Consider the following 25,216-nt stretch of genomic DNA (forward strand, 5'->3'; position numbering starts at 1 on the left):
GTCTTATATACAGTGATGTAAACAAGCGAGGCAGGTCGGACAAGGGGAAGGGTAATCGGATGATAGATCATAATGAGCTTGCGGCTGCTGCATGCAGAGGAGACGAGGAAGCGTTCTATGCACTCGTGACGGAGCACCGAAGGCGCCTATATGGAATTGCGTACAGTTATTTGCATAACGAGAGTGACGCACTGGAGGTATTGCAGGAGACGGTGTGCAGGGCCTGGGTGAAGTGCCGGAAGCTGAAGCATCCGGAGGCATTTGTCCCTTGGCTCATTCGGATCCTGATTAACTGCTGCATGGATGAGCAGAAACGAAAAAAACGCATGGTTCCGGTTGAAGAAGTGCGCAGCCAGGAGACGGCTGCCGAGATGGTCAGTGACAGCAAGCTGGATCTGGAGCGTGCGCTCAGCCGGATGAAGCCCAAATACCGCCATGTGCTGATTTTGAAATACTATCAGGACATGACGATCAGCGATATCGCCAATATTCTCGATGTTCCGGAGGGTACGGTCAAAACCCGGCTGCATCAAGGATTAAAGCTGCTGCGGCAAAAAATCGAGCCAGGAGGTGCCATATTCCATGTTTGAGAAGGAAGAGCGAATGCTCAAGGAGATGAACAGGGACGCGGAGATCAGCGAAGCGGTTGTATCCGATGAAGCATTGGACGCGGCGGTGCGAAGCGGGATGCGAAGAGGACGGCGCACGCACCGGAGCCGGGCCCGAATGGCTACCGTCTCTGCCGTGGCTGTAACCGTTGCGGCTGCGCTGCTGTTCGTCGTCTGGAGCGGGAACGAAGGGCTGGTAAATCCCAAGGAGCAAATGGCGGCTCAGGGGCCGTATCCGCCATTGACCGGGTTTGATTTCGGAGAAGATATTACGCTGAATTCAGCCAACAAACACGGCATAATTCAGCTGGTGGATCAATCGGCGACCAAGGGGGATTATACGGTAACGGTCAACGGGATACTTGTAGGCTCCCAGCAGATGGAGGTGTTCTATACGATCCAAAACCGTGCGGAGAATCCCGCAGATTTAAAGGGTGTGGAGATGAAGCGCCGGGGATCCAGCGAACCGCTGCCTTATAGTATTGGGTCGTCGGGTGGAAACGAGATTAAGCCCGGCGCCGACAAGCTGTTCCATTCCCGATCGTACATTCATATGGCTGAGAATCACGCTATACCTGAGGAATTGACGTTATCTTTTAAGATTGCCCCCTATTCGACAAATACGGCTTATGAATCCTCGGCAGAAAACCAGCAGGTGCTCGATATTAACGTATCCGTTGATATGGAGACAGTCCGGAAGTATATTAGCACGATTCCGCTCAACAAAATGCTGCAGATTGAGAGTCAGCGGTTCTATTTGAAAGAAGCCGTGTTGTCTCCTGCCGGTATCGTCGTGAAAGCAAACATCCCATCCAGCAATACGATGAAGGTATCCGGTTTATGGGATGTGTATTTGGAAGCCGTGGTTAACGGCGAGAAGATCAGATTGAACAGCGATTCCGCCTTTTTGCCCGGTGCAGGCGGCGGAGACATGACTTACTTCTTCGACAGCAATATATTGGAGAAGCCGGAATCGATCACGCTGAAAGCGAGCGGATTCCAGGCGGTGGACCCCTCGAAGATGAAACTCGTGGTGGATACGGATAAGAAGGAGGTCATTCGTTCACCGGACGGCGACCTTCGATTCGGAGAGTACACGGGGCATACGCTGACAGTTGAATACGAAGAACAGGCTGACCGGCATATGGGCAGCGTGTCGATTGAACCGGAGTTTGTGGATGGAGAAGGGAAAAAGCATAGGATCAACGAGGATGCAGGGGGGCTCAGTGCCTCGTCCCAATCCTCATCGGATTCTGAGGTAAGCCTCATTACGCAGTATATTCACCTTAAGCCCGGGGTTTACCCTCAGCCGCTGACATTTACGTTAAGCAGTTATCCTGGTGTCATGGAGCAGGCATTCGAGGTGCCGATTCAATAAACTTAAAGATGCTGAAAGCTCATCAGGATAACCACAACGCCGAATGCGATGGCCACTTTGCCGGCGAATTTTAGATACCATATTCTCAAATCGCTGAGTTCAATATCATCCCTGGTTCTTCTAAACCACCATGAATGCGGATTTCGGATGGCGTATAGCCCAATCGCGATGAATGCGATGCCCATTAACACTGTTAATATAAAGTTGATGAACAGAGGTCAATCAGCTCCTTTCTTTAACGATAATACGCAAGGTTAAATAATGAAGTTCCAACATGTGTAAATAGGAGAGCATCTCCATGTAAAGTGATGCGCCAGAAATGAGGATTAGAAAAAGGAACCGCCCCCGACCATAAAGGCCGGAGAACGGTTCCTTTCTCATGTATTTATATCTTGAAACAAGGGCTTGATGACGCTATTCCTTGTGCGTGGTAGGGGAGCTGCCTTCGTGTCCCTTGGCATCCAGGAGTTCAATTAGAGCTTTGGGCACTCCGTTGAGCAGCAGCCACTCACGAAGTGTTTCGATGGCCCGGATATGGCCATTCCCCTCATCCCGCCAGGTCAGCAGCTCGACGACCTTGATGACGAGGAGCATGAGCTCCATTTTGTCATGCTCGGTTTGGTCTGCGCGGATTTTTTGGAATACGGCTTCTTTCTCCCAATCCAGCAGGATCTCTTCACCAATGGTTGGTCTCATGAGTGAATAGCTGTAATCGCACTGCGGGCAGAGTACCGTGGTGAACTGTTCTGATTTGAACGTAACCCGGATATCCGCTTGACACTGACGGCAGTGAAATTGGACTTCAATTGCTGAGTTCGTTTCCATATCGATGATGCCTCCTTCGAAGAGAAAGGTATCTACTTATACCCAATAGTCGGTAACTATGACCCATCGTCTTGGTAAAACCTTTGCCGATAAAGTCTATCGTGACGCTGGTGGGAAGGAAGAATATCATCGTATGGCTTTACACGGTGGGTACAAAAAGAAAACCGTGAGCTCCCCTCGCCGGGGAATTCACGGTTAAATCGAACAAGTTCATTATGCCAATGACCTATTCCAGCTCCAGTACATCATAGATCAGCCATTTGCCTTCGGTTTTCTTGAGCCAGTAAAGGGAGGTCGAATGGATGATTTCACCGTCGGCATCATCGGTTTCTTCAGCGTAGACGACGGCGTCTTCCCCTTGGAAGAAGACCGTTCGGAGCTCAACTGATTTAAGGTTGAAATTCACCTCATCGAAGATGCCTTCCGCAATGCTGGTTCGGAACATCTCGTGGAAGGCCGATTCCGGATGAATAACCGACATGAGCAGCGGACCATTCTCATCATTGAAGCCCTTGGACTGGGTGTCAATGGTCGCCACTATGGCTTTTTGTTCCGCTTCCGGCACTTCCGGATGAGCTTCCAGCAGTTCATCTCCGACTAGATATTCCGTCTCGTAATGGCTCAGATCATAGATTTTCCATGCTCCCGACGCGTCCTTCTTCAAGAGATTCTCGTAATGGAGCGTAGCATCCCAAGCAAAAGGCCCGCTGGTGCGGTCGAGGGTCACACTGGTGTAGGCATGGATCGATGTTCCGGCTACCGTTACTTCCCATACGTCAGCGGATACATGCAGATCGTTCTTGAATTGGTTCTGATAATTTTCTTGGATTTCTGCAAAAACAGGAGATTTTGGATGGAAGGCGCTCATGACAGCATCCAGTTTCTTGGCATTACCAGCTTCTTCAATTGTATGATAAAGCTTCTTCACCTCGTCGGTGGCGTTGTCGATTGCACCCTCCCGGTCGATCTTGATGGTACGTGACTTGGAGTCCCACTTCACGGGCAGTCCGGTGGCTTCCGCTACGAAACGAAGGGGAACCAGCGTGTTGCCGCCTTGCGTGAATGGGGCGATCTGAAGCGTGGTTTTTGCGCCATTGACATAAGCGGTCTTCTGCCCGATGGTCATCTGCAGCTTCTGATCGAGGTATGTACCCGTTACCTGTTTATTTCCGCTGTTCCAATTGACTTTATAATCCAGGGCCTGAAACAGAGGGCGGAATTGCACGAAGGTAACTCCATTTTTCATAATAGGGGCTGCCTGAAATTTGATTTCCTGGTTATCGAGGTAGACTCGGATATTCCCTTGAATCTTTGCCGGAGCGGCTTGCGTCGCGCTGGCGAACAGGAACAGAAGAGCGAATGCCAGTAGGCTTATTTTTTTCTTCAATTGGCTGTCATCTCCTTCAACGAATGATAGAATAGAGGGGTAATTGTGGTAATCGTACATGATAAAACCAATGCTAGCAATAGATTTCTTCGTGAGTAATAAGGGGTAGAGCAACGTGGCGGGGGCTTGCCGGTTCGAATTGAAAAAAGGCGGTAAGCACGAAGCCCTTATGGGTAATACATAATAAGGATCAGACCGGGTCACCGGAACATTCATTAGACAAAGGAGTGGATCACATGACAGCAGGACAGGAACTGATATTTTACATAGGAACCTACGGTTCGGATGAAGAGAATCGCATTCATTGGGGGGCGATGGATCGGGGTACAGGAGAGCTCCGTCTCTTAGGCGGTACGGCGGGTATTGAAAACCCTACCTATCTGGATTTCGATGATTCCATCTCCGTACTGTATGCAGCCAGTGAGAAGGGCGAAAGCGATGTGTCGGCTTATTCGGCCAATCTGGTAACCGGTGAATTAACGCTGCTGAATGTTCAGTCTACCGGCTCATCCGGTGCGTGTCATGTATCCCGGACATCGGACGGGAACTACCTGCTTACGACAGGGTACAGCGATGGACATATATCGGTGCTGGCATTAGAAGAAGACGGTCAGATCGGAGAGCTGGTCTCCAAGATCAAGCACAGCGGACGCGGTCTTCGCGATGACCGTCAATCGGAAGCGCATCCGCATTCGATATTTGAAGACCCCGTCAACAAGTATATCGTGGTCAGTGACCTGGGCATGGATGATGTGAACCTGTATCGGCTGGAGGAAGGCAAGCTGGTCACCCACCGCGAGATCAGTCTTCCGCCAGGCTCGGGCCCAAGGCATGTGTCCTTTCATCCATCAGGCAAGTGGGTGTATGGCGCGAACGAACTGAACAGCACGGTAACGGCATACGCAAACGACGGGACATTTGGGGATTTGAAAATATTACAGCATATATCGACGCTGCCAGAGGATGTAGTGTTGGATAACAACACATCGGCCCACCTGCTGGTATCTCCTTGCGGCCGTTATCTGTACGCCTCCAACCGGGGCCATGACAGCATCGTTCAATATGTGATCGACCAGGAGACCGGTACGCTCCGCGCAGTCAACTGGGTGTCTTCCGGCGGTAAAACGCCGCGCCACTTCAATATACTGCCAGAGGGCTTTCTGCTGACGGCGAATCAGGACAATGGTTTGATCGCAAGTTATCGGATCGATCCGGACACGGGTAACCTGGTCTCTACGGGTTATACACTAGAAGTTACGCGCCCGGTATGTATCTGTCCTGTAGAGAAGGCAAAGGCGAATAAACGTTAACTTATATAAAGAAGAAGCAGCCCGAAGACCCGGAAATGGGACTTGAGCTGCTTCTTTTTTTGGTGTTCTTCGCCCGTAGCAATGAACAAGGAACACGGTGTTCAACCTCCGCAAAGAGAGGAAACAGGCTAAGCAAGGTCATAGGAACTCATAGGAATTCATGGGTTTAAAGATTCATTCGATGAATAATTAATGCGCAAAGATATGATTGCCGATCTGCAGCACTTGCGGTCTGGACCAGATCCATTTGCTGGTCGCTGTTTTGGGATTAAAATAGTAAAGGGATTCAAAAGTCGGATCCCAGCCGCGAACGGCATCCAATGCGGCCAAATAGGCGGTCCGGTTCGGGGGGAGCCAGTATTGTCCATCGTCTACGGCTGTAAAGGCCCCTTTTTGAAAGACAACGCCCCGAATATCATTCGGAAATTCGCTGGATTGAATGCGGTTCATGACAACGGCCCCGACGGCAACTTGTCCTTTGTAAGGCTCACCGCGGGCTTCACTGTAAATGACTCTGGCCATGACATCCATTTCGGATTGATTTAACGTATATTTTTTCAGCTGTCTCCAGGTTTGTGCGCCGGTAACTCCATCGGCTGGCACACCGTATTCTTTTTGGAAACGGGTAACAGCTGTTTTCGTGTTTGCGCCATATTTGCCATCCAACGGCTGCGTGTAGAAGTCCAGCGTTTTCAGGCGATATTGAAGTTCCCAGACATCCCCGTTTTCACTGCCCGGCTTTAACAGCGGAGCTGCCTCCGTCGTTTGGGCGAATGCAGGCATGAACAGAAGAATACTTAGGAAAAGAGCAGAAATTATTTTCCTAGTTGGCTTTCTTATGGTGATCATCTCCTTTGGGGTTGAATTATAAGGATGGAAGCGAGTTCATACAACCCTCAGTAAATGGAAAACCACGCTGTGACTGCGTTCGCGGGCCAAAAATGGTTCTATGGACCGGGGGGTCCCAAACTTGTAATTATTTGAAAAAAAGGTTTGACAGCAGAGGATGGACTTATTACAATAGCTTCATAACATACTAAACAGGTAGGAATTATAATATTTTGTTCTCACCGTATCGACGGAGGAACGCTCAAGGATCAAGAGCAGGCACGGTAGCAAACCGGCTTGACTCTGTTCTGATGAGCCTTCCTCCGTCTTTTTTTGCCATACGGCCTGTTTAGTAGAGAATACCAGGGGGAGTGATCCATATGAAAAAGGTGTTGAAGCAAGGGGTTCTCATCGGATTGACCATGATGTTGACGGCGGCGCTTACGGCTTGCGGTGCAGAGAAAACAGAGACAGTCGCAACCGCCAATGGAGAAGCGCCTGCTTCGGGTTCAAGCAAGCCGAGCGTGGAACTTCTCAATGTTTCTTACGATCCGACCCGCGAGTTATATGACCAGTACAATAAAGCATTCGCGGCGCATTGGGAGAAAGAACAAGGCCAGAAGGTAACATTTAAGCAATCGCACGGGGGTTCAGGCAAGCAAAGCCGTTCGGTAATCGACGGTTTGGAGGCGGACGTGGTGACACTGGCCCTCGGATACGATATCGATGCAATCCGTCAGGCCGGATTGATCAATGAGGGCTGGGAGAGCAAGTTCGAGCATAACAGTGCGCCTTACACCTCGACGATCGTTTTTCTCGTCCGCAAAGGCAACCCGAAAGGCATTAAGGATTGGCCGGATCTGATCAAGGAGGGGGTAGAGGTTATCACACCGAACCCGCAGACCTCCGGCGGCGCACGGTGGAACTACCTGGCGGCATGGGGCTATGCACTCAAGGTTAACCATAACGATGAAGCGAAGGCACAGGAATTCGTGAAAGAGCTGTTCACCCACGTGCCGGTGCTGGACAGCGGCGCACGTGGTGCAACAACCACTTTTGTAGAACGTGGGATCGGGGATGTGCTGCTGGCTTGGGAGAATGAAGCGTATCTCTCGATTAACGAACTGGGACCGGACAAATTCGAAATCGTGAACCCGTCGGTCAGCATTTTGGCGGAACCGCCGGTTGCCGTCGTGGATAAGAACGTCGACAAGCGAGGGACCCGCGAGGTAGCGGAAGCGTACCTGCAATATCTATACAGTGAAGAGGGACAGACGATTGCGGCGGAGAATTACTACCGTCCGACGCTTGCCAGCGTGGCTGACAAGTACAAGGAGAAATTCCCGGCCATCGAATTGTTTACGCTCAAGGATGTGTTTGGAACATGGGAAGAGACGCAAACGAAGCATTTCAATGACGGCGGCATCTTTAATCAGATTTACGTGCCAGGAAGCTGATCGGCATAACCGCCGAAGGCAGGAAAGGATGAGTGGACATGGCTGTACTCCGCGTACAGAAGCAAGGCAGAAATCATCGCAGGGTGCTCCCTGGTTTTGGAATCGGCATGGGACTGACCGTTCTTTATATGAGTTTGGTTGTGCTCGTCCCGCTGTCCGCGCTGCTGCTCAATCAAACCGGACTAACCTGGGAGAAGTTTTGGTCGGTTGCAACCGATCCGAGGGTGCTGGCCTCCTACCGGGTTAGTCTGACGACAGCGGCGCTGGCCGCATTCGCGGATACGATATTGGGGTTGCTGCTGGCTTGGGTGCTGGTGCGGTATGATTTCCCCGGTAAAAAATTGTGGGATGCGCTGATCGATTTGCCATTCGCCCTGCCAACGGCCGTGGCGGGGGTGGCTCTAACCGCGATCTATTCCGCTAATGGCTGGATCGGATCGCTGCTGGAGCCGCTAGGGATCAAGGCGGCATTCTCTCCTTTGGGCATTACGCTGGCTCTTATGTTCATCGGCATACCGTTTGTTGTGCGGACGGTCCAGCCGGTGCTGGAGGATGCGGAGCGGGATACGGAAGAGGCGGCTGCTACGCTGGGGGCAGGCCGATGGCGAACGTTTAGCACCATCATTCTGCCAACCCTGATTCCGCCGCTGTTGACCGGATTTGCGCTTGCTTTTGCCCGGGGGATCGGAGAATACGGCTCCGTGGTTTTCATATCGGGGAATATGCCGATGAAGACGGAGATTGCGCCGCTGCTGATCATGACAAAGCTGGAGCAATTTGATTATGCCGGCGCGACGGCGGTTGCCTTGATCTTGCTGCTCATCTCTTTTGCGCTGCTGCTCGGCATCAATATTTTACAACATTGGACGCGGAAAACCGCGCGTTAAGGAGGGGATACCATGGCTGGAACTGTACCCGCTGCCGTTCCCGCAGCGAAACGAAATTCGCCGTCCTCTCCGGCTGCAGCGGAGAAGCCGTGGGTGAAATGGACATTCATAAGTTTGGCTGGGCTTGTGCTGTTGTGGCTTATTGTGCTGCCTCTCATTACGGTGATGTCCGAAGCGCTTAAGAAGGGATGGGACGTCTATATAGCAGCCTTATCCGATCCAGATGCCCTATCCGCGCTTCAGCTGACTTTACTGGTAGCGGCCATTGCGGTACCGCTGAATTCGATGTTCGGTGTCATCGCGGCATGGACCATAACGAAGTTCCGTTTTAAAGGGAAAAATCTGTTGATTACGCTGCTGGATCTGCCGTTTGCGGTATCGCCGGTGATCGGCGGGTTAATCTTCGTGCTGATCTTCGGTCGGCAGGGCTGGTTCGGCCCTTGGCTTGAAAGTCAGGATATCAAGATTATTTTTGCCGTGCCCGGCATTGTCCTGGCTACATTGTTTGTCACGTTTCCCTTTGTGGCAAAGGAACTGATCCCGCTGATGGAAGACCAAGGGACGAAAGAAGAGGAAGCGGCAGTAACGCTGGGCGCCAAGGGCTGGCAAATATTCTGGAGGGTTACCCTGCCCAATATCAAGTGGGGGCTATTGTACGGCATCATTCTGTGCAACGCCAGAGCCATGGGCGAGTTTGGGGCCGTGTCCGTTGTATCCGGTCATATCCGCGGTGAGACGAATACGCTGCCCCTTCACGTGGAAATTTTGTACAATGAGTATCAGTTTTCGGCATCGTTTGCGGTGGCCTCATTATTGCTGTTATTAGCCGTCGTAACCCTGCTGCTGAAAAATTGGTTTACGCGAAAAAATGACCATTGACAGCCGTTTCCAACCCATGCTAATGTTAATTCATACTATGTGGGTTGGAAAAGAATGAATAATAAACGCGTGCAGGTAGATGGCCACTTCGACTTGTGGGGATGAGTAAATAGATTGGGGCTTTGCCCGGTGAGGAGGCGTATCCATGGCTAAACCTTTAAAAGTGGATGAAATGTGGCTCGAACGCATAGCAAGCCTGCTGAACGACATGGAATTCGGTTCGCTGCAAATTGTAGTGCATGAGGGTCAGATCGTTCAGATGGAACGAACGGAGCGCAAGCGTTTCGAGAATACGGCCTCCGGAGCGGTCAAGACGTCCCGGGCATCCGGCCAACAACGAAGAACGAGCGCAAGATGACCCCGCAAGGTTGTCGAGTATCGAGATAAGAACTTCCATCGATGCCATGAAGTGCACCTTATCCAATAGACTTTGGAAAAACACCCTGGAGTGTCAGCCGATGTAGTCTAAGGGAGTGCGCTTCAGCATTTATGCGGGAGTTCTTTTCTTTTTTGTAGGAACATAGGAATGCGGTATGGAAGAGGGTGATATCCGATAATATCTGCCTGCCCCAAAGGATTGTGAAAATAAAAAAACAGCCCGGCCGATGAATTTCGGTGCGGGTTGTTTTTCGTAATACTCATGTCGCTGTTGCCTTATCTGGACCGCAGAGGACTGCTGCTAATCTCCGGTTCACTGGAATGTGCCGTCTCACTAAGAGGGTCGTGATCTCCCGCAGGATGAAGAAATTGTTCCATTAGCTCCGGGTGCCCGGCATAGGGCCGCTCACGCCGCTGGCGAGTGGCCGTAACCCGGAAACCCGCCAGATACAGCAAGCATTGGGTAGCCAAAACGTAAGGTGAGGCCTCGTTCCAGATCAGATTAAACAGGGCTGAAGCTACAATCAGCAGATGCAGCACGGTATAGATAACGCCATGCGTTCTTCTTCTGGAGTCCATCAACAGCCGATAGAAAGAGATCGTGGCAATCATGTTGGAGAGCCATAGACACCATACCTCGGGGTTTGTCCAGACAGAGGGTTGCCTTAGTTCTTGAACGAGAATCGTCGTCCATAGGATTGCAGCACCTAGTGAAAGGGCAGGTATTGCAGGTTTCAAGAGCAGCCATAAACCCATACCCCAACCTGGTTTCTCGAGCCGTCCAACCAGCTCGTCACGCTCCTTCATAAGCCTGTTGATCTCGCGGTCCAGCAGCTTGTGAAGAGTTGTCAATCTGGATTCATCACGATCGCTTAGAAAAGTATCAATCTGTTCGTGGAGCTCCCGAGTCAACAGGTCAGCGGATTTGCATTCCTGCAGAAGCCGGATAAGCAGATCCTCGGGGACAGCCGTTCGGGTCGGTCGATTGATAAGGGTTCCCAGAGGCCCGGCCAGTCTGGTGTAGATCGTCAAGGACTGACGAATGCGGGCGAGTGAATCCTTGCGTGCACCCAATAGCCGGGATGCACTGTATATGTACAGGCCCGTAAATACCGCAGTGGCAAGAAGCACAGCCACAAGCGTGTCGAGTGAGCCAAAGATATCATTCATCCATTCCGTAAGGGACAAGCGGATCCCTCCTTCAATATTCTACCTTTCACTATTGCACAACAAGGGAGGGATTTCAAGCTGATTCGGTAACAGGCAGCTATGGAGAGCATAGGGGGTTGCGTATAACGTTACGTCATATCCTATAGTCACCTTAGGAGGGGATTGAAGTGAAACGAAAAAAAAGATGGGTACTCTTGGGTAGTATTCTCATTGCGATACTAGCTATACTGACGGTAATAGGCTTCCTATTTAGAGATGACGGGTCGTTAAGCGGTTTTGTTACAGAGGATGGGCAGAAGGAATATGCGGCAGCTTATGGTGAGGCGATGAGTCACTTACCAGAACCGGTTGAATCGATTAAGGTTCATACCGATTTTGGCGTGGTACAGCTCTACAAGTTCCAGGGGAGCGATACACCGCATAAAACACCCCTGCTGCTGCTTCCCGGTAAGGGATCTGCTACACCCATGTGGGAGGCCAATCTAAGCGGCTTTCTAGAACACAGGCCTGTATACACACTTGATTTGATAGGAGAGCCGGGTTTAAGCACAGAAACCAGACGGATTGAAACCGCAGCGGACCAAGCAGCATGGTTAGGGCAAGTGCTGGATCAGCTGCCGGAATCAGAGATCCACCTATTAGGGCTATCGTTCGGCGGGTGGAGTGCGGCGAATGTGGCGCTCAAGCATCCTGAGAAGATTCACTCGCTCATATTGCTGGACCCTGTCTATGTGTTTGGCCCCATTCCACTGAAAATGATACTGGTATCCATTCCGGCGTCTGTGCCCATGGTGCCCAAACCGATTCGGGAGAAAATGCTCAGCTATATATCCGGCGGGGCTGAAGTTGATGACAGCGACCCGACCGCCAAATTAATCGAAACCGGTATGCGGACATTCAAGAGCAAGTTGCCTATGCCGGAAGCCATCAAGCCGGAACGATTAGCTGAGCTGACGATGCCGGTGCTCGGTATTTTAGCTGGACAATCGACGATGCACCATGCTGAAAAGTCGTATCAAACGGGGAAGGAGTCTCTGAAAGACCCTAATAGCGAGATGGTCGTATTTGAAGATGCTTCGCACGCAATTAACGGGGAATACCCTGAAGAGTTACTGGAAACAATAGAAGCTTTTTTAGCGAAAATCGAGTAAGGGACAAAGAAGGGATGGGTTCATGGAAAAAAAATATTCCGTAAAAGAACTCAGTCAATTGTCGGGAATAACTCCGCGAACCATTCAGTATTACGATAATGAAGGGATTCTTAAGGCGGAGCGGGATGAGCTGGGGCATAGAGTATATTATGATAAACAGCTGTATGTACTTGAACAGATTATGTTCTATAGAGCCATTGGTTTCTCTTTAAAAAAGATCAAAGAACAATTGATCGTGGGCACCGAGGAGCAGGATATCGAGAACATTCTAGATTACCAGGCATCGGTCCTCTATTCACAGAAAGAGAGTATCCAAGCCAAGCTTGACGGATTGCATGTCGCAAAGGAAATGATGAAAGAAGGTTACACCGTACCCTGGGAGCTGTTAGCCCATCTCATGCGTTCATTGAATGAGGTTGATATGTCGGCTTGGAAAGAATACGAATTTTCGGAGGAAGACTCGCGACTATTTCGAACAGTATTTAACTCTGAGCAGGCGGCATTGGATTTTTACAATACGTTCAGAAAAATATCGCTGCAAGCTGCAGCTTATAAGGCCTCAAACGTTCCCATCGAGTCCCGTTTAGCCAGAACCTTAGCCGAAGAATGGCAACGGATGGTTCAACGTGTGACACATGGCGACGAACGGATTCATGCTGCCTTCTTAGCAGTCGATAGAAATCGGGATCAATGGAACACGGGAGAGCGTCAGCTTGTAATGGAAGCAGAACAATATTTGCAGGATGTCTTGAAGCGCTATCCTGATCGTGAATGAGCTGCATTGCAGCCCAGGTTCTGCTTCCTATGCAGGAAACTTAAATCGTACTCTACTGTTTACATGGCTAATATTTTTTTGTTGGCAAACAATTTTTCCCCAAGGCAACATAAGGGACCGAGCCGCATATAGTATATGAATAAGACGGTAGCATCGTAAGAGAGGGAGGGACCGGGGGATGGAAGTGCATGTAAAAAAAGGGCCGCTACAACGCGCGAAATTGACGGTCGGTTATGTACTGCTTCTCATGTTGACGGTTTAAGAGCGAGCAGGCCTTTTACCGATGGAAGAGGATGAGTTCCTTCATCTAAAATATAAAGATGGCGCCAGAGGAAAACACCCTCTTGAAACGCCATCTTTTTTATTCCCATTATGAAATAATCGCGATGTTATCGATCGGAGTCATGCAATGCTTTCCAGTATCTATAGTCATGAATGGCGAACCCGGAGAACGAAGGATGCTTCTCCGCTTTGATACATACCTTGGATAGCTGTTCCTCCATATAGGACGTGCCTTCCTCAAAAAAGGTAATGTAAGCTCCCTCATTGCTCGATTTGGTCTCTACGGCAATTAAGGCTTCCTTGCCAAGTTCATCGGCTTCCTTAAGCTCGGCAGCAGCGACTTTATAAATGGTATCTGCCTGATCACGATAGGCCATAATGACGACCTGGTCGAACTGCTGGATCATCCACCGACTGATCGACATCGACTGGTCCGGCAACTGGTAGCCGTGCAGCCAGAATGTCATGTCGGAACCGATGGGCAGATTCAGTGTGTGCGCTTCCTGGACCAGATAGCGGACGCTCGCTTGCCATTGCTTTACCACGGAGGCTTGATTTGTTTTCCACTCAGTCAGCACATGCGGCTCGATATCGACATGAATGCCGGTGAAGCGCTCATTCGGAGCAGCCGAAGCCTGATATTCAGCAGTCCATTGAATGAAGGTCTCCAATCGGTGACGTTCCGATTCCAGCGCCCAGTTAGGCGCGCCGCCGAGGACATGAACCTCGACCCCCTGATCGCCTGCTTGGCGAATAAAGCTGCGGTAATACTCGGGCCGAACATCGCGGTTCATCTGCAGATAGAGCACATTGACCCCTTGACTGGAGGCAAAACTCAGAATGTCGTCAGCTGAATCTTGAATCTGCGGGGTGTCCCAGAACCAGGTCGCCTTTTGGCGGGGTTCGGCCGTAGCCGTATCGGGGTGAAGAGACAAACTGCTTAGCAGCAGCAGACTGCCAGCGAGACAGAGGGCCAGCAAGCGAACGTATTTTTTTTTCATTATATGGATAATCTCCTTTACATACGATTAGCTCATAGGAAAACGACAAATTCCAACAAGCACACAACATTAGTATGGCGATGTAAGTCATTATTCGAGTTATATTTGTTCGTAAATATGCACTTGTGTATTCTATCGGCGAAAATAATATGGTGTTACATAGGTCTAAAGATCTATTGTTTTGAGAAAAAATGAACGAGTGGAGTTTGAAGAGGTCTTCATGGGGATAAGTAAATAGAAGGTGTGACAGCCCGAAACGGCTATAGACGGCACCAGGTGTTTATAATACTACTTAAGATTCAAGAAGAGCCATTCATCACCAGGGGTGATGTAGTATAATTTCTAAGCGAAGGAGCGATGAACATGAAGGTAGCATTAATTGGAGCAAGCGGAACGATCGGGAGACGAATTACGGAGGAAGCGCTGCGACGGGGGCACGAAGTTACTGCGATTTTGCGTAATCCGGATCGATTGGATGCAGAGCATGAGCAATTAAAGAAAGTTAAAGCGGATGTAATGGATCCTTCATCATTAGAAGAGGCGATTCAAGGGCATGATGCTGTTATTAGCGCTTTCGGTCCGAAGTTCGGCCGGGAAGAGGAACTCGTTGCAGCCGCACGCACGATTGTGGAGGGGACGAGACGTGGCGGCGTAACCCGACTGTTGATCGTTGGCGGCGCTGGCAGCTTGATCGCCGACAGCGGCGTACCGCTTATGGATACCCCGGAATTTCCGGAGGAGATCAGGCCGCTTGCCCGTGCGCATGCGGATGCCTACGATCTGTATAAGGAAAGCGATCTGGAATGGACGTATGTCAGTCCGGCAGCGATTATTGAGCCGGGGAAACGTACCGGACAGTTCCGGATCGGCATGGACCGCCTGGTGACTGACGAGAGCGGAAGCAGCCGAATCTCGGTTGAAGATTTCGCGGTAGCGGTGATCGATGAGCTGGATGATCCGCAGTTTATTCAGTCCCGTTTTACCGTTGCTTATTAATAGACAGGCATCCTGAGTCGCCAACGCGTGTGTGTAGGATATATCGAAGCAAAGGGGAGAGCTTGGATGTATGTTGTGACGTCTGAACAGATGAGGTCACTCGACAACCATACGATTCATCAAATCGGCATTCCGGCCATAGCCCTGATGGAAAATGCAGGTAAGGCGATTGCCGAGGAAGTCCTGAAGCTGTGCCTGGAGCGTGATAGAGTGAGCCGTTCTGATTACGGAGGCACTGGGACAGCAGGAAAGGCTCGGTCCTTCATGTCCGAGGACGGGCGGGGTGAACAGCGGCTATTCTTACCGGAGCATTCGGCTGCGGCGGAGGCTCTTACCGCCGGGGATGACCTGGCTCTGGAGATGAGCCGTCCGTCGCCTGTCATCGACGGAGACGCTCGATTGCCCACCGCGCTTGCAGCGCAGGAGCACTGGCTCATTCTGGTGGGCAAGGGCAATAACGGCGGCGACGGGGCGGTCGCCGCCCGGCATTTGCGTGACGCCGGTATACGCGTCACGCTGCTCTATGCCGCCGAGCCGTCCGCGTTAGCCGGCGAGGCGGCGGTGCAGCGGGATACCGCGGCAGCGCTTGGCATCCCGGCTCTGGTCCACGGCCATGATGCCGTGGACTACGGCGCGTACACCGGCATCGTGGACGCGCTGCTCGGCACGGGCGCGGCGGGCGCGCCCCGCGGCACTTACGCCGCGCTGATCCAGGCCGCCAATGACAGCGGCCTGCCGATTGTGTCCGCGGATATTCCGAGCGGACTGGACGCCGATACCGGCGCGCGGCACGAGCCGTGCATCTCGGCCGCGGTGACGGTATGCCTCGCATTCCTGAAGCGAGGCTTGGTGCAGTACCCCGGCGCCGAGGCGGCCGGCCGGGTGGTGGTCCGCGCCATCGGCATCCCGGCATCGCTGTGCCGGGAGCAGGGCGTCAGCACGCATCTGCTCACCCCGCATGTCCTTCGGACCGAGCTGAGTGTGGACGTGGCCTGCTACCGCTCGCCGGATGGACATAAGGGCACCTACGGTCACGTGTTGACCGTAGGGGGCAGCCGCACGATGAGCGGCGCAGGCCTGCTCGCTTCCCGGGCAGCACTTCGTGCGGGCTGCGGCCTGGTGACCTGGGCGCTCCCTGCAAGCCTGGTGCTGCCGCTGAGCGGAGCCGCGCCCGAGGTGATGCTTGCCCCCGCCACAGGCGAGGAGAGCGGCGGCTACTGGGATGAGGCCTCCGCTGAGCAGGTGCTGGAGCTCGCCAAAACCCGCGATGTGCTGGCCGTAGGTCCGGGACTTGGCCGTTTTGAAGGAGATGCCAGATGGCTCCGCCGTTTGTGGGAAGAATGGGAAGGACCGCTGGTGGTGGATGCCGATGCGCTGAATATGCTGTCCGCGGCCGGTGATTTCGGCACTTGGGAGCCGCGCGGTGCGGCTACCGTGCTGACCCCGCATCCGGGGGAGATGTCCCGGCTGCTGGGCATCCCGACCGCCGAGCTGCAGCGGGACCGGATCGGTGTTGCCGCATCGTTCGCGACCGGGCACGGGGTTACCCTCGTGCTCAAGGGGGCACATACCGTCGTGGCTTCGCCGGACGGACAAGCCTACATCAACACAACCGGCACCTCCGGCATGGCGACCGGAGGCACCGGGGACGTGCTGACCGGCATCATTGCCAGCCTGCTGGCGCAAGGATATGCCGGTCCGTCTGCAGCCGCGCTTGGCGTGTGGCTGCACGGCCGTGCCGGCGAGCGGGCCGCGCGGCACCGGGGACATCCCGCCTCGGTCATCGCCGGGGATGTCATCGAAGCACTTTGACGCGAAGAGAAAGGCCCTCATTGCGAGAGCACTGCAAAACGAAAACAGTTATTGTAAAACACAATCCAGTGCCGCGAAGGGTGCTGGGTTTGTTTATATTGGAGAAAAAGTGAGATGAGTCGTGTTGCTTCAGCAAGCCAGACAATTTACCACATTGTTCCATCGGGGCAAAATAGCAAGGTCTATTCTGTTTCATAGGTATCATTGTTCTCTCGAATCACTTCCATAAACTCCAAGACAATCGTTGACATGGCATCCTCTTGGGGCATGTAGATATATTGACTGATTCTCATGATATCGTCTTTGTATAAATCAATGAGCTGCAGGATGGCTTGAACATCGTTCCGCTTTGCAGCTTGCAGCAAGGTTATGAATTCGCGATCTGAGATAACTTTTGAATCATTTTTCTTTTCCATCGGTTCACCGCCTGTTGAGAGATATGGAGCTGCTTGGCGACTTCCACTTCCGTGAGGTCTTCGATGAAGAGTTTATATATAATGGTTCTCCCTTGCGGGGGCAATGAATCCAATAATTGACCAATCCAAATACGATCATCGGATCTAGCATGAAATGAGCCTGTCTGCACGATGCTAAAATCAGGGTAGGGGAGCGGGGGGAATGTTCTTTATAAGGACAGCAGAAAAAGGACAGCTCCTATAAAAACCGAGCTGTCCTCTTCTATCTCATGCTATTGGAGTGTAACCTCAGGATTGAGTGTGATCTCAAAGGCGCGCCACCAGATGAAATCAGGATTGTCATAAGCGAGCGAAGCAGTAAACCTATACTTTTTTCAAACCCGTCCTCCAAATCAACAAAAAAGGAGATCAAAGAAGTTCGAAGAATCATTATAAGTAGGGGAGAGAGCTTGAGTAGTGAATGAGGAGACCACAGGAAAGGTTCCCAGCGTTCACGGCTAAGTCTGTATCGATTCCAACAACAGCTACGAGGTGAATAAAGAATGGATAAACAAGCAGCGGATATTGCTGCCAATGAAATGCCTGAAGGAACCCAGATTATCTATGGCGAATTTGCTGAACGGGGGGGCTATTATTCCTGTTCGTATCGTCCTGATGTAGTTTATGCGAAATACGGTGATGCAGAGAGAAGGCTCCAGATCATTGTTCCGCATCGGGCTGGGAGTCAATTTCCCTTAGTGATTTTCGTTCAAGGCTCGGCTTGGAGAAAACAAGACACCTATGCGATGATTCCAAATCTCTGTCAAATCGCAGCAAAGGGATATGTGGTCGCAAGTGTGGAGATCAGGGAATCCGACATCACACCGTTCCCGGCAGCGCTTGAAGATGTGAAGTGTGCAATTCGGTTTATGCGCAAGAATGCTGCAGAATATGGTGTTGATCCGAACCTTGTCGCGGTATGGGGGGATTCATCGGGCGGGCATCTGGCCTTAATGACAGGACTTACCATAGGCGAATATAATAACGGCCTTTATAGCGAACAGTCGGATGAGGTCAGCGCAGTCATCGATTATTATGGGGTATCCGACCTGCTTACGTTAGGCAAATATAATGATATTCTTGACCATGATGCAGCCGATTCTCCGGAAGGTTTGTTCATTGGAGGAAGGATACCGGATCATGTGGAGCAGGCGAAGAAGGCTAGCCCTCTCCATCAGGATTTGGATAAGAAGCTTCCGCCGTTCCTCATCATCCATGGTGACAGCGATAACGTGGTCCATGTGAACCAGAGCATAGAGATGTATAAGGCGCTTAAGGAACACGGACAGAAGGTGTTGTTCTACAAGGTTGTAGGCGGGGACCATGGGGGAGGTGTATGGAGTCCGCAGGTGCTTGATATAACGGAGAGGTTTTTGTCTGCCCACTCATATCGACCAAATCATCGATAATCCGCAATAGTTTACCCGCCAATCGGCTTATAACGAACCACCTAGTAAAGGACCTCGAATCCCACGATTGGGGGATAGAGGTCCTTTAATGATCAGCCCAAATTCAACTCCTGGTGGGGGAATTACTGATTTCTTCTTTTCTCTAAATTCTGCATGAAGGCTTCTTCATTCTCAAACAATCCGACGCCCATAAGATAGGAGATCATACGCGGTAAGTCCGTGTTATCGATCAGGCCAACGAATTCGTTGGCACCTTTGCCGTAAGCGTATAACGGCAGTTCTTCCCCGGTATGGTTCCGGGAGCCCCAACTGATCAATGCGTGTCCGGATATCACCGTACCGATTTCGTTGATGAGCGTGGTATCGTTATTCCAGTTGACGTTCGCCAAGTCAGCAGCATCTTCTTCAGTCAGCTTGATGCCGGCAATCGGCTCGGCAACTTTTTTCACATCGACCCAATACGCGGTTGTAACCTTGGAATCTTCACCACTTCCATAGGCTACCTGCATCCCAATCAGCTCAGCCATGGATTTCAGATTGAAATACGCCGTGCCGTTCTCCACAAAGAAGTCGGCGTTTTGTTTCTGGGAGGAGGCTGTTACGATCCTCTGAGGCAAGTGTACCTTGAATGTCGAACCTGCAACATCAACATCAACCGTGAGATCGTCGGCATGGTACTCAAGGGTTCCGTCCAGTTGGGCTGCGATTTCCCTGAGCGGCAGGTAGACGTTGTTGTTGACTGAGCGAGCGGAACTTCCAACATCTGTAGTGATTGCTCGGGATTTCAGTTCGGCGCCGATGGTGTTCGAGCTGCCGGTGGCATTTTTCAAGACGGCGATGTTCTCCTTATAGCCGCCGGGTGTATTGCCGATGTTCATACCGCCTGTTTCGTGGTCTCCAACGATAACAACCAGCGTGTCCGAGTTGTTTCTGGCATATTCAAGCGCGACGTCCACCGCTTCTTCAAACGCCAGCATATCCGAAATCATGGCGATAGGGTCGTGGGCATGGCCGGCCCAATCAATCTGGCTGCCCTCTACCATAAGGAAGAATCCCTTGTCGTTCTTGCTAAGTGTATCCACTGCCAGCTTGGTCATTTCAGCCAAGCTTGGGACATTTTGTTTGTCGCGATCGATTTCATACTTCAGATCGCTCAAGGCAAACAGGCCAAGAATTTGATCCCCGTCTACTTGTCCAATTTCGCTGCGATTCGTAATGTACTCATAACCCGCAGATTTTGCTTCCTCTACCAGATTGCGTTCCGGCTGTTTGCCTCCTTCCGACTCAGGCAAGAACATATCACGGCCACCGCCGAGAATGACATCGACATTATTGATATATTCAGTAGCCAGTGCTACTTCATTGCCGCGACTTGGGTCGTGAGCAGTGAAAACCGCCGGAGTTGCATGCGTAATCCGAGATGTAGCGACCAATCCAGTAGACTTGCCGCTCTCTCGAGCTGCGTCGAGAATCGAATCCGGTTTCACACCGTCCGGCGTAACCGAAATAACACCATTATCGGTTTTGTATCCGGTTGCCATCGCTGTACCTGCGGCGGCGGAATCCGTAACATTGGTATCAGCAGAGGCGGTCTTCATTAATCCTTTCACATAGCGTTCAAAGGACAGTTCTTCGCCCTTGTAAATCCGTGTTGCCGTCAAATAGCTAATACCCATGCCGTCGGGAATCAGCAAAATGACGTTTTTGGCGCTGCCCTTCTCCTCCGCACTGACAACGCTTACTAAACTGCTCCAAATGAGCATAAATGCGATAATCGCTTTTGCCGTCCTGCTGTAGAATTTTGAAGACATAATCTAACCTCCTACAATTGGGATAGTTTTACTATAGTATGATTCTATTAACAGGTTGTTTGAGGAAAGTTAAGGCAATGTTAATTAGTTGTTTTAGAGGTATGCAAGCGGATGCGGGAAGGGGATTATTCAAGCAGGAGAGTGGAAAACTGCAGTTCTGATGGATGCATACCTATACTTTTTTCGCACTCGCATAGTCATTAAAGGTATAATTTCATTCTTTACAAACTGACGGTGGTCAGATAGTATGTTTCCATACTATAATTTTGGAGGTTCATATGGAAACGAAAGTGATAGAAGTCAGAAGGGCTGCTTTATGGGGGAGATCCTTTATTTTTATTATGGCTGCCAATGCCCTTCTGTTTATGGTGTTTGAAATGATGCTTCCGACATTACCACTGTTTGTCTCGCATCTTGGCGGAGGGGCTTCGGAAATAGGGATGGTAACGGGGGTGTTCATGTTCTCGGCGATCTTAATTCGTCCATTTACTGCGAAACTGGCAGCGCGTATGGATAAAAAGTATCTGCTGTTGATCGGCATCGCAATATGTGCGGCAATGACAGGTCTATACTACCTTGCGTCAGGTACAGCGATGATTTTGGTCCTCCGGGTTATCCATGGGTTTGGGTTTGGAATAGCGACCACGTACTTCGCTACCTTAGCGACAGAGAACATTCCAGTGGAACGCCGCGGGGAAGGAATGGGCTATTTTGGGGTAGGGGAGACCGTGGCGGTCTCGGTCGGACCTTTAATCGGGATGAGTGTGTTGACTCAATATGATTTTCACGGCCTCTTTTTCGGAGGTATGTTTATTTTGCTCCTGGCACTGCTGATGGCTGTGTTCGTCTCCCGGAAGCCACATACTGGCACTGTGGAAGACCATCCGGAAGTTCCTTTTAAGCTGATTGAAAAAAGAGTACTCTTTCCTTCACTGCTCATCATGCTGATAGGGGTTGCGGCAGGCTCAATCATGTCGTTCATCGCGCTATACGCTGCCGAAAAAGGATTTGATAAGATAGCCTGGTTCTTCTTTATCGTTGCTTTGGCCAGCTTCGCGGTTCGTCTTGTATCCGGAAAAATGTTCGACCGTCTCGGCCCAGGCTCCGTGCTTGTGCCCTCAGCTGTATTTATGGGTGTAGGCATCTGGTTGCTTACACAATCCGGAAGCGAAGCGTGGTTTCTCGTGTCGGCGGCCGTCTACGGACTAGGCTTCGGTGCTGTTTTCCCAGCGATTCAGACCTGGTGCATCAATCTGGTGGATGAACATGAGCATGAGAATGCGATGGCTTCCTTCTTCAACTTTTTTGACCTTGGCATAGGTGGAGGAGCGATGATTCTGGGTTTGGTTGCTTCAGCATTCTCCTATGAAGTAGTGTATGATATAGCTATAGTCATCATGGTCTTATACTTGCTGCTGTATATTGGTTATGCGAGGAAGAAGAGAAACTGATAAGTGAATGCATCGTGTCGGAGGTAAAAGCAGTTGAGTAAAGACAAAATTAAGGAAATTGCGATTCAACACTTTAATCGTTATGGGTACGAGGGGACCCGGATGGCAAAAATCGCCGAAGAGGCAGGGATCCGCAAGCAGTCGCTTTCTTATCATTATTCGAGCAAGAAGGAGCTGCTGCTGGAACTGTATGAGGAAGCGGTGCAAAGTGAAATCGAATTTGTACGCCATTATTTTCACCGTGTCGGTGAATCGCCCTGGGAAGACAGATTGTATAACTTCCTGGTTGAGCATAAGAACCGCTTCTTGATGCATCCTAACGTAAACTTAATGTTTGTGTTTTCATTTATCCCGCCGCTTGAAGTGAATGACTATGTCTTATCTCAATACAGACATTATCTTGCCGTGCTAAAAGGGGAGCTGACCGCTTTATTTGAGGAGGCTGGACACACATCACCGGAGGAATGTTCGGTAGCCTATGTTACCCTATTGGACGGACTTGATGTGCAGCTGGTCTATGAGACACATCAATCTTACGAGCGCACGATGACGATTGCCTGGAGAGTATTTCTTGCCGGAATCCGGCATGCTTAAGCTAGATTTGGGCGGAAACAATGTTCTCCACTTCGAACGCCAACGAGAATATCTCAAATTTCTCTCCATCCCATTGCTCTCATTTTAGAGATCCGAGGACGGGCACTTACGTGCCTTTTTTTTTTTGTGTTCACCGATCTGTACAAGAGGTTAAGATTTCTAAAATTGCGCTGGGACGGAACCGTCTGCGGCAGGCGAGGGCGTCGGCGGTGATAGCGGAGGGGTCACTCTGGAATTTCTGTATTGGGGAGATGATGCCCAAAAGCAACTGGTAGAAGCTGCGATAGCCCAATATACAGCAGATACGGGCGTCAAAGTCAATGCCCAGGTGCTGCCAGCGGACGGATCGCTGGATACCTTTATCCAGACACGTCTGGCATCCGGGGAGCTGCCTGACATCAGCTACATGGGCGAAGGAGACATTCAGAAATATTACGAAATGGGCATTTTGGCCGAGATCGGGGATCTGCTCGACAGCGGAGCCATCCCGCAGAAGCTTGATGCCATTACGATCCATTCTCCAGATCAAAAGGTGATCGGCGTTGGGCTGTCCAACCAGATGGAGCTGCTCTTCTACAGCAAGTCCAAATTCGATGCCGCCGGCATTCCTTATCCTCCAACCAAGGTGGAAGATGCCTGGGACTGGGATACCTTCGTGAACTATGCCAAGGCATTGACTACCGATACGAGTGGCAAAACGGCGGCAGATCCCGGCTTTGAAGCTGCCAAAACGCAAGATTACGGGCTTGGCTTTACCGCAGGCCGCGAATTCCATCATTTCTGGGCGGCGAACGCAGCCGGCAGCGGCGTTGTCTCTGCGGACGGCCAGCAGTTCTTATGGGATTCCCCGGAATCGATTGAGGGCATTCAGAAGCTAGCGGATCTGGTCAATAAAGACAAGGTGACCTCCAGCTTCTCCTATACGTGGAACTCGGGTATCGGTTCGGCGGTAGATGCGCTCAGCGGCGGTTATGCCATGGTGATCAGCGGTTCTTGGGACCTCGCCAATATCAAGGGGAACGAAGATATCGGCGTTGGAGTGCTGCCGAAAATAAAGCAGGCCGTGACGATGAATTGCGGAGCACCGCTCGTTGTGCACAACACATCCGAGCATATTGAAGAAGCCAAGAAATTCTATGCCTATATGGTCAACCCGGAGAACAGCTTGAGCCTGCTGAAGTCCGGCGCCTGGCTGCCCAATCAGGCGGATTGGTACACCGATCCCGAGCTGATCGACAAGTGGACGGCGGATCTGCCTGTCAGCGCCAAAGAAACGATATTGAGCTACTCCACGACCAAGGATGCCATCGTACAATGGCCGGCCTATTATGTTCCCGCTTATCTCCGAATGAACACGGAATACGAGAAGAACATCGATCAGGCCCTATTCGGTGAGAAATCGGTCCAGGAAGTGTACGATTCCGTCATGCCGACCATCAAAACCATGTGGAGAGCGGAAAAGTGTCTGAATAGCCGACAAAATGACGATTACAGGAAAGGGCTATGAACATGGAGATCGAACGCAAAACTTCGGCCCCGCCAGCTTCCATAAATTCCTTCACAAATCGACGAACTGCTCTAACGGTCGATCACCGGTAATAAAAGGGATGTAAGCATGAATTTCGAAAGCGCATAAGATCAATGCAAGATGCTAAAGCAGTGGCGACTTAAGATGTAAAAATGTAGGAGTTTCCCATGCCCGGTAGAGACGGAAGCTTACAGCGGATGGGCGCAGCTGTTCGTTACGATCAAGATGCTCAATTGAAAATGGTAAAGGACTCATTCTAAAACAGCTGGCGGTGCCATCTAGCTGGACCCTGCCAAGACCTCGCCTTACGAGTTCTAACAGTTCTGGCTGAATACCGGTGATCGTGACGTTATCAAATACCTGAAATATTTCACCTTCTTGTCCAAGGAAGAGATTGAAGAGCTGGCAGTTAAGGTAGAGACAGATTCAGGCAAGCGCGAAGCGCAAAAGATACTGGCTGAAGAAATGACCAAGTACGTCCATGAGGAAGAAGCGCTGGCACAAGCGCTTAAAATCTCTCAAGCCTTGTTCAGCGGAGATATTAAATCTCTAACAGCGGATGAAATCGAGCAGGGCTTCAAAGAAATGCCTACATTCGAATCAACGAAGGAAGCTAAAAATATCGTGGATTGGCTGATAGATCTGGGTATCGAGCCAACCAAGGGCCAGGCAAGAGAAGACATCAACAATGGTGCGATCTCCATGAATGGTTAAAAGGTCACCGATCTAAATACAGAAGTGAGTGCAGATACCTCCTTCGACGGCCGCTTCGCCATCATCCGTAAAGGGAAGAAGAAATACAGCCTTGTAAGATTGGTGGACTAGGTTCATTTCATTTTGATGA

General features: G+C 50.9%; 24 protein-coding genes and 1 pseudogene. 16 read left to right on the forward strand and 9 right to left on the reverse strand.

Annotation, left to right across the window (positions count from 1 at the left end; translation table 11 throughout):
* Positions 1 to 59: 59 nt before the first annotated feature.
* On the forward strand, positions 60 to 590 hold the full coding sequence (locus tag MKX98_RS03285; protein ID WP_216532684.1) for a sigma-70 family RNA polymerase sigma factor: 531 nt from the start codon (positions 60 to 62) through the stop codon (positions 588 to 590).
* Entirely contained in the window at positions 583 to 1,986 is a 1,404-nt protein-coding gene (locus tag MKX98_RS03290; RefSeq protein ID WP_339221430.1) for a DUF4179 domain-containing protein, read from the forward strand. Before MKX98_RS03285 ends, MKX98_RS03290 begins: the two co-directional genes overlap by 8 nt.
* Positions 1,987 to 1,988: 2 nt before the next feature.
* Here the strand turns inward: MKX98_RS03290 and MKX98_RS03295 are convergent, their stop codons facing one another.
* From MKX98_RS03295 to MKX98_RS03305, 3 genes are all read right to left on the reverse strand, one after another.
* On the reverse strand, positions 1,989 to 2,171 hold the full coding sequence (locus MKX98_RS03295) for a hypothetical protein (RefSeq protein ID WP_113060880.1): 183 nt from the start codon (positions 2,169 to 2,171) through the stop codon (positions 1,989 to 1,991).
* A 229-nt stretch (positions 2,172 to 2,400) separates the two neighbouring features.
* The gene (locus tag MKX98_RS03300; RefSeq protein ID WP_194540732.1) at positions 2,401 to 2,811 is read right to left on the reverse strand and encodes a hypothetical protein; all 411 of its coding nucleotides are present in this window, start codon (positions 2,809 to 2,811) and stop codon (positions 2,401 to 2,403) included.
* 226 nt (positions 2,812 to 3,037) lie between these two features.
* Positions 3,038 to 4,198 carry a copper amine oxidase N-terminal domain-containing protein gene (locus MKX98_RS03305; protein ID WP_339221432.1) on the reverse strand — a complete coding sequence of 387 codons (1,161 nt, stop codon included), beginning with the start codon at positions 4,196 to 4,198 and terminating at the stop codon, positions 3,038 to 3,040.
* 236 nt (positions 4,199 to 4,434) lie between these two features.
* Between MKX98_RS03305 and MKX98_RS03310 the strand changes: the two genes are divergently transcribed.
* On the forward strand, positions 4,435 to 5,508 hold the full coding sequence (locus MKX98_RS03310; RefSeq protein ID WP_220686689.1) for a lactonase family protein: 1,074 nt from the start codon (positions 4,435 to 4,437) through the stop codon (positions 5,506 to 5,508).
* A 189-nt stretch (positions 5,509 to 5,697) separates the two neighbouring features.
* On the opposite strand, the gene sleB is transcribed toward MKX98_RS03310, so the two are convergent.
* A complete protein-coding gene (sleB, locus tag MKX98_RS03315) occupies positions 5,698 to 6,357 on the reverse strand; it encodes a spore cortex-lytic enzyme (RefSeq protein WP_220686688.1) in 660 nt (219 codons plus the stop codon).
* A gap of 359 nt (positions 6,358 to 6,716) precedes the next feature.
* Here sleB and MKX98_RS03320 point away from each other — a divergent pair, with 359 nt between their 5' ends.
* From MKX98_RS03320 to MKX98_RS03335, 4 genes are all read left to right on the forward strand, one after another.
* The gene (locus MKX98_RS03320; RefSeq protein WP_071222147.1) at positions 6,717 to 7,793 is read left to right on the forward strand and encodes a sulfate ABC transporter substrate-binding protein; all 1,077 of its coding nucleotides are present in this window, start codon (positions 6,717 to 6,719) and stop codon (positions 7,791 to 7,793) included.
* 38 nt (positions 7,794 to 7,831) lie between these two features.
* The gene (gene cysT / locus MKX98_RS03325) at positions 7,832 to 8,680 is read left to right on the forward strand and encodes a sulfate ABC transporter permease subunit CysT (RefSeq protein WP_113060891.1); all 849 of its coding nucleotides are present in this window, start codon (positions 7,832 to 7,834) and stop codon (positions 8,678 to 8,680) included.
* Between the two features lie 12 nt (positions 8,681 to 8,692).
* A complete protein-coding gene (gene cysW / locus MKX98_RS03330; protein WP_194540738.1) occupies positions 8,693 to 9,559 on the forward strand; it encodes a sulfate ABC transporter permease subunit CysW in 867 nt (288 codons plus the stop codon).
* Positions 9,560 to 9,704: 145 nt separating this feature from the next.
* On the forward strand, positions 9,705 to 9,917 hold the full coding sequence (locus MKX98_RS03335; RefSeq protein ID WP_071222142.1) for a YezD family protein: 213 nt from the start codon (positions 9,705 to 9,707) through the stop codon (positions 9,915 to 9,917).
* Positions 9,918 to 10,213: 296 nt separating this feature from the next.
* Here the strand turns inward: MKX98_RS03335 and MKX98_RS03340 are convergent, their stop codons facing one another.
* Entirely contained in the window at positions 10,214 to 11,107 is an 894-nt protein-coding gene (locus MKX98_RS03340) for a hypothetical protein (RefSeq protein WP_339221435.1), read from the reverse strand.
* Between the two features lie 167 nt (positions 11,108 to 11,274).
* Between MKX98_RS03340 and MKX98_RS03345 the strand changes: the two genes are divergently transcribed.
* Together MKX98_RS03345 and MKX98_RS03350 are read left to right on the forward strand one after the other, a co-directional pair.
* Positions 11,275 to 12,258 (forward strand): alpha/beta hydrolase, encoded by a 984-nt coding sequence (locus MKX98_RS03345; RefSeq protein ID WP_339221436.1) that lies wholly within the window; start codon positions 11,275 to 11,277, stop codon positions 12,256 to 12,258.
* A gap of 22 nt (positions 12,259 to 12,280) precedes the next feature.
* Positions 12,281 to 13,033, forward strand: coding sequence for a MerR family transcriptional regulator (locus tag MKX98_RS03350; RefSeq protein WP_339221437.1), 753 nt, complete (start codon positions 12,281 to 12,283; stop codon positions 13,031 to 13,033).
* Positions 13,034 to 13,422: 389 nt separating this feature from the next.
* Here MKX98_RS03350 and MKX98_RS03355 read toward each other — a convergent pair whose 3' ends face one another.
* Positions 13,423 to 14,316: a hypothetical protein gene (locus MKX98_RS03355; RefSeq protein ID WP_339221438.1), complete on the reverse strand. Its 894-nt coding sequence runs from the start codon at positions 14,314 to 14,316 to the stop codon at positions 13,423 to 13,425.
* Positions 14,317 to 14,679: 363 nt separating this feature from the next.
* On the opposite strand from MKX98_RS03355, the gene MKX98_RS03360 reads away from it, so the two are divergent.
* Together MKX98_RS03360 and MKX98_RS03365 are read left to right on the forward strand one after the other, a co-directional pair.
* Positions 14,680 to 15,312: an NAD(P)-dependent oxidoreductase gene (locus MKX98_RS03360; RefSeq protein ID WP_194540744.1), complete on the forward strand. Its 633-nt coding sequence runs from the start codon at positions 14,680 to 14,682 to the stop codon at positions 15,310 to 15,312.
* A 66-nt stretch (positions 15,313 to 15,378) separates the two neighbouring features.
* Entirely contained in the window at positions 15,379 to 17,124 is a 1,746-nt protein-coding gene (locus MKX98_RS03365) for an NAD(P)H-hydrate dehydratase (RefSeq protein WP_339221439.1), read from the forward strand.
* A gap of 182 nt (positions 17,125 to 17,306) precedes the next feature.
* Here the strand turns inward: MKX98_RS03365 and MKX98_RS03370 are convergent, their stop codons facing one another.
* Together MKX98_RS03370 and MKX98_RS03375 are read right to left on the reverse strand one after the other, a co-directional pair.
* Complete coding sequence (locus MKX98_RS03370; RefSeq protein WP_339221441.1) at positions 17,307 to 17,540, reverse strand: hypothetical protein; 234 nt, start codon at positions 17,538 to 17,540, stop codon at positions 17,307 to 17,309.
* The gene (locus MKX98_RS03375; protein WP_233354736.1) at positions 17,492 to 17,710 is read right to left on the reverse strand and encodes a sigma-70 family RNA polymerase sigma factor; all 219 of its coding nucleotides are present in this window, start codon (positions 17,708 to 17,710) and stop codon (positions 17,492 to 17,494) included. Before MKX98_RS03375 ends, MKX98_RS03370 begins: the two co-directional genes overlap by 49 nt.
* Positions 17,711 to 18,082: 372 nt before the next feature.
* Between MKX98_RS03375 and MKX98_RS03380 the strand changes: the two genes are divergently transcribed.
* Entirely contained in the window at positions 18,083 to 18,988 is a 906-nt protein-coding gene (locus MKX98_RS03380) for an alpha/beta hydrolase (protein WP_339221443.1), read from the forward strand.
* 122 nt (positions 18,989 to 19,110) lie between these two features.
* Here the strand turns inward: MKX98_RS03380 and MKX98_RS03385 are convergent, their stop codons facing one another.
* Positions 19,111 to 20,799, reverse strand: coding sequence for an alkaline phosphatase (locus MKX98_RS03385; protein ID WP_339221444.1), 1,689 nt, complete (start codon positions 20,797 to 20,799; stop codon positions 19,111 to 19,113).
* A 278-nt stretch (positions 20,800 to 21,077) separates the two neighbouring features.
* Between MKX98_RS03385 and MKX98_RS03390 the strand changes: the two genes are divergently transcribed.
* The 4 genes and pseudogenes from MKX98_RS03390 to tyrS form a co-directional block, all read left to right on the forward strand.
* The gene (locus MKX98_RS03390) at positions 21,078 to 22,250 is read left to right on the forward strand and encodes an MFS transporter (protein WP_220686678.1); all 1,173 of its coding nucleotides are present in this window, start codon (positions 21,078 to 21,080) and stop codon (positions 22,248 to 22,250) included.
* Between the two features lie 33 nt (positions 22,251 to 22,283).
* Positions 22,284 to 22,844, forward strand: coding sequence for a TetR/AcrR family transcriptional regulator (locus MKX98_RS03395; RefSeq protein WP_194540749.1), 561 nt, complete (start codon positions 22,284 to 22,286; stop codon positions 22,842 to 22,844).
* A gap of 283 nt (positions 22,845 to 23,127) precedes the next feature.
* The gene (locus MKX98_RS03400; RefSeq protein ID WP_339224302.1) at positions 23,128 to 24,351 is read left to right on the forward strand and encodes an extracellular solute-binding protein; all 1,224 of its coding nucleotides are present in this window, start codon (positions 23,128 to 23,130) and stop codon (positions 24,349 to 24,351) included.
* Positions 24,352 to 24,630: 279 nt separating this feature from the next.
* Positions 24,631 to 25,197, forward strand: a pseudogene (gene tyrS / locus MKX98_RS03405) (tyrosine--tRNA ligase); the annotation flags it as partial.
* Positions 25,198 to 25,216: the final 19 nt, after the last annotated feature.

It is taken from the genome of Paenibacillus sp. FSL W7-1332, assembly GCF_037969785.1.
In the GTDB taxonomy this organism is placed as follows: Bacteria; Bacillota; Bacilli; order Paenibacillales; family Paenibacillaceae; genus Paenibacillus_AQ.

Coding starts and splice junctions, on each gene's coding strand:
- MKX98_RS03335 (WP_071222142.1), top strand. CDS start 9,705: ATGGCTAAACCTTTAAAAGTGGATGAAATGTGGCTCGAACGCATAGCA.
- MKX98_RS03360 (WP_194540744.1), top strand. CDS start 14,680: ATGAAGGTAGCATTAATTGGAGCAAGCGGAACGATCGGGAGACGAATT.
- MKX98_RS03340 (WP_339221435.1), bottom strand. CDS start 11,107: ATGAATGATATCTTTGGCTCACTCGACACGCTTGTGGCTGTGCTTCTT.
- MKX98_RS03390 (WP_220686678.1), top strand. CDS start 21,078: ATGGAAACGAAAGTGATAGAAGTCAGAAGGGCTGCTTTATGGGGGAGA.
- MKX98_RS03320 (WP_071222147.1), top strand. CDS start 6,717: ATGAAAAAGGTGTTGAAGCAAGGGGTTCTCATCGGATTGACCATGATG.
- MKX98_RS03300 (WP_194540732.1), bottom strand. CDS start 2,811: ATGGAAACGAACTCAGCAATTGAAGTCCAATTTCACTGCCGTCAGTGT.
- MKX98_RS03295 (WP_113060880.1), bottom strand. CDS start 2,171: ATGGGCATCGCATTCATCGCGATTGGGCTATACGCCATCCGAAATCCG.
- MKX98_RS03365 (WP_339221439.1), top strand. CDS start 15,379: ATGTATGTTGTGACGTCTGAACAGATGAGGTCACTCGACAACCATACG.
- MKX98_RS03350 (WP_339221437.1), top strand. CDS start 12,281: ATGGAAAAAAAATATTCCGTAAAAGAACTCAGTCAATTGTCGGGAATA.
- sleB (WP_220686688.1), bottom strand. CDS start 6,357: ATGATCACCATAAGAAAGCCAACTAGGAAAATAATTTCTGCTCTTTTC.
- MKX98_RS03310 (WP_220686689.1), top strand. CDS start 4,435: ATGACAGCAGGACAGGAACTGATATTTTACATAGGAACCTACGGTTCG.
- MKX98_RS03370 (WP_339221441.1), bottom strand. CDS start 17,540: ATGGAAAAGAAAAATGATTCAAAAGTTATCTCAGATCGCGAATTCATA.
- MKX98_RS03290 (WP_339221430.1), top strand. CDS start 583: ATGTTTGAGAAGGAAGAGCGAATGCTCAAGGAGATGAACAGGGACGCG.
- MKX98_RS03285 (WP_216532684.1), top strand. CDS start 60: ATGATAGATCATAATGAGCTTGCGGCTGCTGCATGCAGAGGAGACGAG.
- MKX98_RS03380 (WP_339221443.1), top strand. CDS start 18,083: ATGGATAAACAAGCAGCGGATATTGCTGCCAATGAAATGCCTGAAGGA.
- cysW (WP_194540738.1), top strand. CDS start 8,693: ATGGCTGGAACTGTACCCGCTGCCGTTCCCGCAGCGAAACGAAATTCG.
- cysT (WP_113060891.1), top strand. CDS start 7,832: ATGGCTGTACTCCGCGTACAGAAGCAAGGCAGAAATCATCGCAGGGTG.
- MKX98_RS03355 (WP_339221438.1), bottom strand. CDS start 14,316: ATGAAAAAAAAATACGTTCGCTTGCTGGCCCTCTGTCTCGCTGGCAGT.
- MKX98_RS03385 (WP_339221444.1), bottom strand. CDS start 20,799: ATGTCTTCAAAATTCTACAGCAGGACGGCAAAAGCGATTATCGCATTT.